We start from the raw sequence: 11,393 nt of genomic DNA on the forward strand, positions 1-11,393 counted from the left end.
ACCCACCGTACGACCCCCCACTGACAACGCCGCCGCGCTCACCACTTCTGCGGTGCCCGCGCCCCCGTTCTGCGGCGGGTCCTGCGGCCGGGGCGCGTCGCGGGCCGGCGGCTGACGCGCCCGGTCTGGCGGTCGCCGGAGCGGGGCACGGGGTAGGTGGCGGTGCGCGGGCGGGCCGCCGCGGCCTTCAGGTCGGCCTTGCCCAGCATCATCAGCGGGTCGAACATCACGATGACGCCCGCCAGCAGCAGGAAGGTGAGCGGGCCGACCATGAGGGGCGCGAGGATCTCGGGGGACGAGTCGCCGGGCGGCGCGGTGGAGCGGCCGTGCAGATGGACGGTGACGGCGGCCATCCCGGTGTAGTGCATGCCGCTGACGGCGAGGCCCATGACGAGGCTGGCACCGAGGCTCCACAGGAAGCCCCTGATCTGGCCCGCGGCCCACAGGGCGGCGATGGCGGCGACGACGGCGATCACCACGGAGGCGGCGACGGTCAGGGTGTTGTACTGGAGCCTGCCGCCGAGGCGCATCCCGGCCATCCCCAGGTAGTGCATCGAGGCGATGCCGAGGCCCGTGATGGTGCCTCCGGTGAAGAGCGCCGCTCCGCTGGCTCCGCGGTAGCCCACGATGAAGATCCCGACGCCGACCATGACGATGGCGACGGCCAGGCTCGCGAAGGTCGTCGCCCGGTCGTAGTGGACCGGCGTCCCTTCGACGCTGAAGCCCATCATCGCGATGAAGTGCATGGTCCAGATGCCGGACCCGATGGCGGCCGAGCCGAGCGCGAGCCAGCCGGGCCGCCAGGAGTGCGCGACCAGGAGCGACCGCGTGGTGCAGCGCAGGCCGAGCGCGCCGCCCAGGCAGGCCATCAGATAGGCGACCACCGGCGTGACGAATCCGTAGCTGAAGCCGTCGACCGTGCCCTCCATGAGCGGTAGCCCTTCCGCCTGTCGTACCTGGATGTCCCGGAACGCCCCGTCTGCCCTCGACCGACGGCCAGGTGACGGGCCGTCGGCTGAGGTGAGAGTAGGGCTCAGCCGTGAACGCACGACCGATTTTCCGGCAAAGAAACACGGGTTCCGCGCCTGGGGTCCCCACTTGGGAGACCGGTGTTCAACGTGTGGTCATCCTGTACCTGTCTGTAGTTGGCCGTGGACTGTCATTCTCAATCGAACCGTGAGCTCATGACGCGAGGAGAACCCGTGCACGCACGCGCCGCAGCCGCCACGACCGCCGCTCTCCTGGGAACAGGAGCACTCGTCCTCCCCTCCACCGCCAGCGCCGAGGCCCCCGCCGACACCGCCGTCACCGCCTCCGCCGCACACAGGACCCCCACAGTCGTGGCCCATCGCGGAGCCTCCGCCTACGTCCCCGAGAACACGCTCGCCGCGATCGACAAGGCCGCCCGGATGGGCTTCCGCTGGGTCGAGAACGACGTCCAGCGCACCAAGGACGGCGTCCTCGTGATCGTCCACGACGACACCCTGAAGCGGACGACCAACGTCGAGCAGGTCTTCCCCCACCGCTCCCCCTGGAAGGTGAAGGACTTCACCGCGGCGGAGATCGCCACGCTGGACGCGGGCAGCTGGTTCGGGGCGCAGTACAAGGGCGCGCGCGTGCCGACGCTCACGCAGTACATGAACCGTGTCTCGCGCAACCACCAGAGCCTCGTCCTGGAGATCAAGAAGCCCGAGCTCTACCCGGGAATCGAGCGGGACACCCTGCGGGTGCTGCGCAAGACCGGCTGGCTGGACCGCGACCACGTCAAGAACAAGCTGGTCGTCCAGAGCTTCAGCGCGGACAGCATCAAGAAGGTGCACGCCCAGCGGCCCGACATCAAGACCGGCTTCCTGGGTACGCCCGCGACCGCCGACCTCCCGGCGTACGCGAAGTTCGCGGACCAGATCAACTCGACGCACACGTCCATCTCCGCGGGCTACGTCTCCGCGATCCACCGGCTCAAGGGCGCGCACGGCAAGCGCCTGGAGATCTTCACCTGGACCGTGGACGAGAGCGCCGCGGCGCGGCGGGCGGCGGCCTTCGGTGTGAACGGCATCATCACCAACAAGCCCGACGTGGTACGCAGGGCGATCAACGACTGACGCGACGGCCGGCCACACGGCCGACGGCTCGACCGACAGCAGGTCTCCTGCCTGCCGAGCGCCGCGGGACGACTCGTCCCGCGGCGTTGTCAGTGCCCGGACGTACCGTGGTTTCCATGAACGCCATGGGGCACAACGAGCAGGACCGGGACGAGCGTCGGGCGCCGGACGCGCGGTCCGGCGCCGTGTGGGCCGTCGTCGCAAGCGACATCGGCCCGCTGCTGCTGGCCGCGACCGACGTAGGCCTGGTCGCGGTCGTCTTCCACGCCACGGACGACGTGCGCGACAAGGCCCTGGAGCGCCTTGGCTCCCGCCTGGGCGCCGAGCCGGTCGAGGATCCCGGCTCACCGCTGCTCACCGAGCCCATACGCCAGCTGCGGGCGTACTTCGCCGGACAGCGGCGCGACTTCGAGCTGCCGCTGGACTGGTCGCTGATCTCCGGCTTCAACCGCCAGGTGCTGCGCGAGCTCGCGGCGGGCGTGCCGTTCGGAACGGTCGTGGGCTACGGAGACCTGGCCCGCCGCGTCGGCCAGCCCGGCGCGGCCCAGGCCGTGGGCATGGCGATGGGCGCCAACCCCCTGCCGGTCGTGGTGCCCTGCCACCGGGTGGTGGAACGCGACGGCGGCATCGGCGGGTTCGGCGGCGGCCTGGAGACGAAGCGGCGGTTGCTCGCGCTGGAGGGGGTGCTTCCCGAGCCGCTGTTCTGACCAGGCGGCTCGGACCTGCGGCGGCGTGCATGGGCGGGGCGTCCGGGGGCGAGGGCGTCCTCGTGCGCCGCGCCCTCGGCACCGACTTCGTTCCGCACGGCATGCAACCGGCTTCGTTCCGCACTGCATGTACATGAACGGCACCTGTCCTGACACACTTCCGACGTGGCCATATCCCCCTCGCCCTCGCCGTCCCCTGCGCCCTCGCCTTCGTCGTCCCCCGCAGCCGCCGCGGACCTCGTAGCCGCTACGCCCGCCCGGTGCCCCCGTAGCCCGCGATGTCCCCGATGAGCACGACCGGGGACGCGACCCTCGCACCCGTCGCCGTCGAGGAACTGCCCGCGCTGCGACGGCGGATCACGGCGGTCCTGGTCGCGAGCCAGATCCTCGGCGGGCTCGGTGTGGCCACCGGGATCGCGCTGGCCGCCGTGCTCGCGAAGGAGGTCAGCGGCACGGAGTCGCTGTCCGGGCTCGCGCCCACCGCGACCGTCGCCGGGACCGCGCTGCTCTCGGTGCCGCTGGCGGCGCTGATGACCGCGCGGGGCCGCCGCCCCGGTCTCGTCCTCGCGTATCTCATCGGCGCGTTGGGCGCGGGAGTGGTGGTCGTGGCCGCGGCCGTCGGGAACTTCCCGCTGCTCCTGGTGGGCATGGCCGGGTTCGGCGCGGCGTCGTCGGCCAACCTGCAGGCGCGGTTCGCGGCGGCCGACCTGGCCGAGCCCGGGGCCAGGGCGCGCGCCATCTCCAACGTCGTGTGGGCCACGACGATCGGCGCGGTCCTCGGGCCCAACATCGCGGCGCCCGCGGGCCGCAGCGTCTCCGGGCTCGGCATTCCGAAGGAGGCGGGGCCCTTCGTCTGGGCGGCCGGGATCTTCCTGATCTCAGCGGTCGTGGTGGCGCTGCTGCTGCGCCCCGACCCACTGCTCACCGCCCGCGCCCTGGAGCCCGGCGGTGACCAGACGGCGGCGGGCCGATCGCTGCGGGCCGGGTTCGCCGCCGTGGCCGCGTCCCAGCAGGCGCGGCTCGCGCTGGTGACGGTCGCCATCGCGCACACCGCCATGGTGTCGATCATGTCGATGACCCCGGTCGACCTCGGTCACCACGGAGCGAGCATCGATCTGATCGGCCTGGTCATCAGCGGGCACATCGCGGGCATGTACGCGTTCTCGCCGGTGATGGGGCGGCTCGCGGACCGGATCGGGCGGCTCGCCGTCATCGCCCTGTCGGTGAGCCTGCTTGCCTGCGCGGCGCTGCTCGCGGGGACGGCCGGGAGCAACCACGGGCAGACGGCGGCGGGCCTGTTCGTGCTCGGCCTCGGCTGGTCGGCGGGGCTCGTGGCGGGGTCCGCGCTGCTCACCGACTCCGTGCCGCAGGCCGCGCGCGCCGCCGCCCAGGGCCTCTCGGACCTGACCATGAACACGGCGGCGGGCGTCGGCGGCGCGGTGGCGGGCCTGGTGGTCGCGCGGGCGAGCTACGGCTGGCTCAACCTGATCGCGGCGCTCCTGCTGCTGCCGCTCGCGGCGTTCGCCCTGTTCACGCGCGGGCCCGGCCGTACGGACACCGGGGCTGCCGCCGCACCGGAGGACTGACGCCGGGTCGCCGCCGTACCGCAGGACTGACCCGGCGCACCGCACGAATCGGACGTCCGCCGCCGCGGCGGGCGTTCAGCCGCCGAGGGTGATGTGGTATGCCTTGCGCAGCGTCTCGTGCACGGTCCACGTCGTACGGTCGCCTTCGCGCAGCACGGCCGCGTCGCCGGGGCCGACCTCCAGGACGTCGCCGCCCTCCACCTCGATGGTGGCGCGGCCGCTGACGACCACGAAGAGCTCGTTGGCCTCGGTGTCGGTCACCACGCCCGGGGTGATCTGCCAGATGCCGCGCAGTTGCTTGCCGTCGGCGGACTCCCAGAGGACCTTGCCGGTGACGACGGGCTCTCCGGAGACGATCTGCTGCGGGTCGAGCGGCTCCTCCTCCAGCTCGACGTCCGGAATGTGCACGGCAAAAGAGGGCGCGTTCTGATCATTCGTGGTCATGGCCGGTCACCTTAATGGGTTTGCCGCGGGGCACCGCCCGCCAGGGATGAAGGAAGACCCGACTGGCAGGAGGCTGACCGTGTTGGTGGTGTCCGACGAGGTACAGGCGGCTCGCGCGCGACGGCGCCCCGTCGTGGCCCTGGAGTCCACGATCATCGCGCACGGGCTGCCGCGGCCCCGCAATCTGCGTGTCGCCCTCGAACTGGAGCAGGCCGTACGCGACGAGGGCGCCGTGCCCGCCACGATCGCCGTCCTCGACGGGCGCCCCCATGTCGGCCTGGACAAGGACCAGTTGGAGCGGGTCGCCGGGGAGGAAGGCATCCGCAAGCTGGGCCACCGGGACCTGCCGCTCGCCGTCGCGGCGGGTGCGAGCGGGGCGACGACGGTGTCCGCGACGGCCCTGCTCGCCGCCCGCGCCGGGCTGCGGGTGTTCGCCACGGGCGGGCTCGGCGGAGTGCACCGGGAGTGGACCCGTACCCAGGACGAGTCGGCCGACCTGGGGCTGCTCGCGCGGACCCGGATCACGGTCGTGTGCGCGGGCGTGAAGTCGATCCTGGACGTGGCCGCGACGCTCCAGCGCCTGGAGACCCTGGGCGTGGCGGTGGCGGGCTACGGCACGTCCCGCTTTCCCGGCTTCTACCTCTCCGACTCCGGACACGACGTGGACTGGACGCTGCGGACACCGGACGAGGTCGCCGCGGTCATGCGCGCCCAGGACGCGCTGGCCGGGCCGGAGTCGGCGCTCGTCGTGGCCAACCCGGTGCCGGAGGCCGAACAGCTCGAACCCGCCCTCCACGCGCGCGTACTCGACGAGGCGCTGCGGGAGTGCGCCGCGCGCGGAGTGCAGGGCCAGGCGGTGACCCCGTTCCTCCTCGACCACCTGATGCGGCACACCGAAGGGGCCTCCCTGGAGGCCAACCTCGCGGCGGTGCGCGGGAACGTGCGGCTCGCGGCGCGGATCGCGGCGGCGTGGACGCGGACAACGTGACGGCTTCGGGCGAACCACCGGACTCCGACCCCACGGCCCCCGGCCAGCCACCGGACTCCGACCCCACGGCCCCCAGCGAGCCGTCGGACTCCGGCGCCGTGGCTCCCGGCGGGCCGGAGCACCCCTCGGCACTCTCCCCGAACGGAACCGGCGCCCTCCTGGTCGTGGGTGACGTCGTCACGGACATCGTCGCCCGGCACCGGGCGCCCCTCGCACCCGGCACCGACACGGCCGCGGCGATCCGTACCGTGCCGGGCGGCGCGGGCGCCAACGTCGCCTGCTGGGCGGCCCACTGGGGCTGTCGCGACGTGCGTTTCCTCGGGCGGGCCGGTGCCGACGCGGCCGCGTGGCACGAGGAGACGCTGCGCCGCGCCTCGGTACGCCCTCATATCGCAGTCGACCCCGAAGCGCCCACGGGCACGGTGATCTGCCTGGTCGACGCGGCGGGTGCGACGGCGGAGCGGACGTTCCTCACGGACAGCGGCGCGTCCCTGCGCCTGTCCCCCGCCGACTGGACGCCGTCCCTGCTCGACGGCGTGACCTGGCTCCACCTGTCCGGGTACCTGTTCTTCGCCGAGTCGAGCCGCGCGGCGGCGCGGGCGGCGTTGGCGTCGGCACGCGCGCGTGGGGTGACGGTGAGCGTGGACCCGGCGTCCACGGGGTTCCTCCTCCGGCACGGGGTGGACCGCTTCCTGGCCGACGCGGCCGGGGTGGACGTACTGCTGCCGAGCCGCGATGAGGCGTTGCTGCTGACGGGGCCGCCCGGGGCGACGGGCCCTGCCGACGCGGCCGCCGAGCTGAGCCGCCGGTTCCCCGAGGTGGTGGTCAAGCTGGGCGGGGACGGCGCGCTGGCCGCGCGAGACGGGCGGGTGCGGGTCCGCGTCCCGGCGGTGCGGGCGGAGGCGCGGGACTCCACGGGCGCGGGCGACGCGTTCACGGGGGCGTACATCGCGTCGCGGATGGCGGGGGCGGGGCTGCGGGAGGCCGTGGGTGAGGGGTGCGGGGCGGGGGCGCGGGCGGTGTCACGGGTGGGGGCCCGGCCGGAGCTGCGGGCCCCGCTTCCCGGGGGACGTCCGGGGGCTCGCCTTCCTGAGGGACGTGCGGGGGCTCACCCAAGGTCATGAGGCGCCCCGGTCCGGGCCCGCGCCCCTGTCAGGGCCCGCGCTCCGATCAGTACTCGCCTTCCGATCAGGGCTCGCCCTCCGATCAGGGCTCGCCCTCCGATCAGGGCCCGCGCTCCGATCAGGCCTTGCGGGCCCAGGCCGACACCAGCGGGGCCGTGGCCGGGACGACGACGCGGTCGGCGACATGGGCGAGGTGCCGCTCGATGTCGTCGTGGGAGGCGAGGCCCGCGGCGACCAGGTCCGCGCGGACCTGCTCGACGGTGGCGGACTCCAGGGCCGCGCACGCCGGGGAGACGAGCGGGAAGTACGCGTCGGCCTCCACCTGCCGCAGTCCCGCCGCGCGCAGCAGCCGCGGCAGCACCCGCCCGAACGCGAGGTCGGCGCCGCGGTCGGCGAGCAGGGCGCGCACACCGGCGCGCAGCCGGTTCGCCGCCTCCTCCTCGGAGCTGTGCTCGTCGGGGCAGGCCAAGGGCTGCAGGGCGGGGTCGGCCTCCTCGATCAGGAGCCGACCGCCGGGGCGCAGCGCCTTGATCATGGAGTGCAGGGCCCGCTCGCGGTCCGGCACGTGGGTGAGGACGAGGCGGGCGTGCACGAGGTCGAACGCCTCGGCGGGCGGCGCGTCGGCGGCCACGTCGTGGATACGCACCTGCACGGGCGGGCGCGCGGCCGACAGCAGCGGCGCCGTGTCCGTGGCGGTGGCGAGCACGCGGCCGGTCGGGCCCACCCGCTTGGCGAGCCAGGACACGACGGACGTGCCACCGGCGCCGACCTCCCAGCAGCGCCAGCCGGGGCCGATGCCGAGCCGTTCGATGTGCCGGAAGGTGGTGGGGTCGAAGAGGGCGGCGAAGGCGCTGGAGCGGGCCGCCGACTCGTCGGACCTGCCATCGAGGAGATTTCCGTCGGTTCGCGTCATGCGGCGATCATGACAGTTCCGGAGCGGAGTATTCCGTTCCCACAGGCCTCGTCGTGGTGTCGGACCGGGCTGGCAGACTTGCCCATCAAGTCCAGCACGAGGAGCTGCACATGTCGATGTCGGGCAACCTGCGGAAGGTCGGAAGCCTCCGCAAGGTCGGGAATCTGCGGAGCGTCCGCGGCCTGCGCAAGGTCGCGGGACTGACCCGGCGCGGCCCTCGCGTCGACCTGAGCCACCCCGCCCGCTCCCCGCTGGGCTCATCGGTGGTGAAGTGCGTGACGTATCGCAAGGGGGTGCGCCAGACACCGGTCCGCGACGGCGATCTCGTCGAGGCCGTGGGACACGTCCGCAAGCACGACGACGGCTTCGTGTGGCTGGGTCTGCACGAGCCGACGGAGCGGGAGTTCGCGGGCATCGCCGAGCTCTTCGACCTGCACCCGCTGGCGGTCGAGGACGCGGTCCACGCCCACCAGCGGCCGAAGGTCGAGCGCTATGGCCAGACGCTGTTCGCCGTGTTCAAGACGGTCTGTTACGTGGAGCACGCCGAGCTGACCGCGACCAGCGAGGTGGTGGACACCGGCGAGATCATGGTCTTCGTCGGCAAGGAGTTCGTGATCACCGTCCGGCACGGCAGGCACGGCTCGCTCGGCCCGCTGCGCGAGGAGCTCGAGGGGACACCCGACCAGCTGGCGCAGGGCCCGGCGGCGGTGCTGCACGCCATCGCGGACCAGGTCGTGGACGACTATCTGGAGGTGGCGGACTCGGTGCAGGCCGACATCGACCAGGTCGAGGCGGAGGTGTTCGCGCCCGAGGGCGCCCGCGGCGCCGACCCGGGCCGGATCTATCAGCTCAAGCGCGAGCTTCTGGAGCTGAAGCGGGCGGTGGTGCCGCTCGGCCGCCCGCTGCAGATCCTCGCCGCCAAGCCGATGCGGCTCGTCGCCCCGGAGATACAGGCGTACTTCCGCGACGTGGACGACCACCTCAAGCGGGTCACCGAGCAGATAGCGGCCTTCGACGAACTGCTGAACTCGATCCTCCAGGCGCATCTCGCCCAGGTGACGGTCGCGCAGAACGAGGACATGCGGAAGATCACGGCCTGGGCCGCGATCGTCGCCGTGCCCACGATGGTCTGCGGGGTCTACGGCATGAACTTCGACCACATGCCCGAGCTGCGCTGGCAGTACGGATACGGCCTGGTGATGGGAGTGATAGCGACGGCGTGTGTCCTGCTGTACCGAGGCTTCCGGCGCAACGGCTGGCTGTGACGGAAGCCCGCGCGGGGCGACGTGCGGGTGATGTACACGTCGGCGTACGAGATGGAGGCACCCGCGATGGAGGCAGGCGCGGGACGGGTCAGGACTTGGCGTAGACGCTCTCGACCCAGCCGGAGAGCTGTTCGTCGGTCAAGTGCTTGGCGAGGTCGGCCTCGCTGATCATCCCGACGAGGCGCTTGTTCTCGATCACGGGCAGCCTGCGGATCTGGTGGCCCTGCATCTCGTGCAACACCTCGTCGACGTCGGCGTCAGAGGCGATCCAGCGCGGTGTGCCCTTGGCCATGTCGCCCGCGGTGACCTTGGCCGGGTCGTGCCCCATCGCGACGCACCCGACGACGATGTCGCGGTCGGTGAGGATGCCACACAGCCGGTCGTTCTGGTCGCTGATGGGCAGGGCTCCCACGTCGAGTTGGCGCATGAGCTGGGCCGCGCGGTCCAGGGTCTCGTGCGCGGGGATCCACTGTGCACCCCGGTGCATGATGTCTCCGGCGGTGGTCATGGGTACCTCCCGGTGCCGGACGGCCGGCGCGGCGCGGGGGCGCCGCTAGTCCCGGCGTCCTCATTCTCGTCGCGGCGCCCACAGGCCGCACCCGCAGCCGTCGCGGGGGCCGATCGGCACTGGTCGGGGCCGGTCAGGGCCGGTCAGGGCCGGTCAGGGCCGGTCAGGGCCGAGCGTGGCGTCGGGCCGAGCAGGGGGCCGGAGCCGAGTGTCGCGTCGGGGCCGGGCATGCGGTCGGGTCAGCCCGTCCAGGCCGGGTGGCGCGGGTCGTCGGCGCGGACGACGACGTCGGCCGCGGCGGTGGGGGCGCTCTCCGCCTCGTACCGGTCGAAGGCGGGCAGGGTCCACTGTTCGTCCGGCGGGGTGCGCCGCCGCAAGGCGCCGGAGGAGAGGTGTACGTGCACCGTCAGGTCGAAGGGGAACCAGTGGCCGAGCAGCAGGGGGCCGTGCAGCAACAGCAGCGCGCCGGGAGGGAGTTGGACGTAGGGGGTGCGGGTGGCGCGGTCGGCGTTCGGGTCCCACAGGTCGGGCAGGACCTGGCCGGTGCCGCCCGGGTCCAGCGGCCCGAAGACCTCACGCCAGAGGGCGCCCGTGTCGAACCAGCCGCTGTAGTACGCCTCGACGTCCTCGTGCCCGTACTCGAGGCGCAGCGAGGCGGGCCGCAGGAACCCCGCCGTGCCGACGACGAGCGAGGGCCGCCCGCGCACGCGCAGCGCCTCGCCCACCGCGGCGGCGAGTTCGCCGGGGCGGGCGGCGGGGGCACCGTCGAAGGCGACGCGCGGCCAGGCACCGCCGTCCCCCGGCTCCAGGTCGAGCAGCCGGTCGGCGAGGGTGTCCGTGAGGCGTTCCCAGGTGATCGCTTCGAGTCGCACAAGGCCATGATGTGGGGTGCTGGCGGGCGGGCATGAACCGGGCATGGCAGTTCCTCGCGTGCGCACCGGGCCCGTCGTCATCCAACCGCTGAAGCGCAGGCGTTGCGTGGAGTGCCGGGGCGGGCCGCTGTCGCTGCTCGTCCACGAGGGCGGGGAGCCCCGCTGCCTGGACTGCGCCGACCTCGGGCATCTGGTGTATCTGCCGCGCGGGGACACGGCGTTGACGCGGCGGGCGCGCGAGGGCTCCGGGCTGTCCGCGGTGGTCGTGCGGTTCAACCGGCGCAAGAGCCGGTACGAGCGGCAGGGCGTCCTGGTCGAGGAGGCGGCGCTCGTCCGGGCCGAGGAGCGGTGCCTGGCCGACGCGGACGCGCGGGCGCGGCGGCGGGCGCGGGACGCCATGCGGCGGGCCGGGGAGGACGTGCGGTTCGTCGGGGAGTTCGCGGCGGAGATCCGCCGGCTGTTCCCGCGCTGCCCGCGGGACCGGGCCCGGGCGATCGCCGCGCACGCGGGCGCCCGGGGCAGCGGCCGGGTGGGCCGCAGCGCGGCCGGCCGCGCCCTGACTCCCACGGCGGTGACGGCGGCGGTGATCGCCGCGGTGCGGCACACGGACACGGACTACGACGAGCTGCTGATGCGCGGGGTGCCACGGGGCGAGGCGCGGCGTGCCATCGCGGGGGCGGTCGAGGAACGGTTGCGGGGGTGGCGGGCGGACGACGGGCCAGGGGGCGGGGAGGACGAGCCCGGGCGGCGCACCGGGCCGTGAGCGGCGGGGCCCGGCTCGGGAGCGGAAGGCCGGGCCGGGCCGGGCCACCGCTCCGCGCGAGGCCGAAGCCCGCCCCGCCGCACCACGGCAACACGACCGTCCCGGAAAGCCCGACCACCCA

The 11,393-nt window shown here is 73.7% G+C and carries 12 protein-coding genes; 7 read left to right on the forward strand and 5 right to left on the reverse strand.

All coding sequences use genetic code 11. The features are described 5' to 3' along the window. Window positions 1-38 precede the first annotated feature (38 nt). Entirely contained in the window at window positions 39-929 is an 891-nt protein-coding gene (locus ACZ6BG_RS01000; RefSeq protein ID WP_468994954.1) for an MHYT domain-containing protein, read from the reverse strand. Between the two features lie 273 nt (window positions 930-1,202). Here ACZ6BG_RS01000 and ACZ6BG_RS01005 point away from each other — a divergent pair, with 273 nt between their 5' ends. From ACZ6BG_RS01005 to ACZ6BG_RS01015, 3 genes are all read left to right on the forward strand, one after another. Then, the gene (locus ACZ6BG_RS01005) at window positions 1,203-2,102 is read left to right on the forward strand and encodes a glycerophosphodiester phosphodiesterase (protein ID WP_468994960.1); all 900 of its coding nucleotides are present in this window, start codon (window positions 1,203-1,205) and stop codon (window positions 2,100-2,102) included. 125 nt (window positions 2,103-2,227) lie between these two features. Continuing rightward, entirely contained in the window at window positions 2,228-2,809 is a 582-nt protein-coding gene (locus tag ACZ6BG_RS01010; protein ID WP_468997814.1) for a methylated-DNA--[protein]-cysteine S-methyltransferase, read from the forward strand. A 287-nt stretch (window positions 2,810-3,096) separates the two neighbouring features. After that, window positions 3,097-4,395, forward strand: coding sequence for an MFS transporter (locus tag ACZ6BG_RS01015; protein ID WP_468994966.1), 1,299 nt, complete (start codon window positions 3,097-3,099; stop codon window positions 4,393-4,395). Window positions 4,396-4,470: 75 nt separating this feature from the next. On the opposite strand, the gene ACZ6BG_RS01020 is transcribed toward ACZ6BG_RS01015, so the two are convergent. After that, window positions 4,471-4,839: a cupin domain-containing protein gene (locus ACZ6BG_RS01020; protein ID WP_468994971.1), complete on the reverse strand. Its 369-nt coding sequence runs from the start codon at window positions 4,837-4,839 to the stop codon at window positions 4,471-4,473. A gap of 46 nt (window positions 4,840-4,885) precedes the next feature. Between ACZ6BG_RS01020 and ACZ6BG_RS01025 the strand changes: the two genes are divergently transcribed. Next, window positions 4,886-5,827, forward strand: coding sequence for a pseudouridine-5'-phosphate glycosidase (locus ACZ6BG_RS01025; RefSeq protein WP_468994977.1), 942 nt, complete (start codon window positions 4,886-4,888; stop codon window positions 5,825-5,827). A gap of 98 nt (window positions 5,828-5,925) precedes the next feature. Further along, window positions 5,926-6,951 carry a carbohydrate kinase family protein gene (locus tag ACZ6BG_RS01030; protein WP_468997816.1) on the forward strand — a complete coding sequence of 342 codons (1,026 nt, stop codon included), beginning with the start codon at window positions 5,926-5,928 and terminating at the stop codon, window positions 6,949-6,951. A gap of 118 nt (window positions 6,952-7,069) precedes the next feature. Here ACZ6BG_RS01030 and ACZ6BG_RS01035 read toward each other — a convergent pair whose 3' ends face one another. Beyond that, entirely contained in the window at window positions 7,070-7,864 is a 795-nt protein-coding gene (locus tag ACZ6BG_RS01035) for a methyltransferase domain-containing protein (RefSeq protein ID WP_468994982.1), read from the reverse strand. Window positions 7,865-7,974: 110 nt separating this feature from the next. Between ACZ6BG_RS01035 and ACZ6BG_RS01040 the strand changes: the two genes are divergently transcribed. Further along, a complete protein-coding gene (locus ACZ6BG_RS01040) occupies window positions 7,975-9,129 on the forward strand; it encodes a magnesium and cobalt transport protein CorA (protein ID WP_468994987.1) in 1,155 nt (384 codons plus the stop codon). An 88-nt stretch (window positions 9,130-9,217) separates the two neighbouring features. Here ACZ6BG_RS01040 and ACZ6BG_RS01045 read toward each other — a convergent pair whose 3' ends face one another. Both ACZ6BG_RS01045 and ACZ6BG_RS01050 read right to left on the reverse strand, forming a co-directional pair. Further along, window positions 9,218-9,637: a CBS domain-containing protein gene (locus tag ACZ6BG_RS01045; RefSeq protein ID WP_468994992.1), complete on the reverse strand. Its 420-nt coding sequence runs from the start codon at window positions 9,635-9,637 to the stop codon at window positions 9,218-9,220. 239 nt (window positions 9,638-9,876) lie between these two features. Beyond that, complete coding sequence (locus ACZ6BG_RS01050; RefSeq protein WP_468994995.1) at window positions 9,877-10,509, reverse strand: nucleoside/nucleotide kinase family protein; 633 nt, start codon at window positions 10,507-10,509, stop codon at window positions 9,877-9,879. 43 nt (window positions 10,510-10,552) lie between these two features. On the opposite strand from ACZ6BG_RS01050, the gene ACZ6BG_RS01055 reads away from it, so the two are divergent. Beyond that, window positions 10,553-11,272, forward strand: coding sequence for a DUF2293 domain-containing protein (locus tag ACZ6BG_RS01055; RefSeq protein ID WP_468994998.1), 720 nt, complete (start codon window positions 10,553-10,555; stop codon window positions 11,270-11,272). The last annotated feature ends 121 nt before the right edge of the window (window positions 11,273-11,393 follow it).

The organism is Streptomyces sp. NPDC041205, assembly GCF_055591765.1.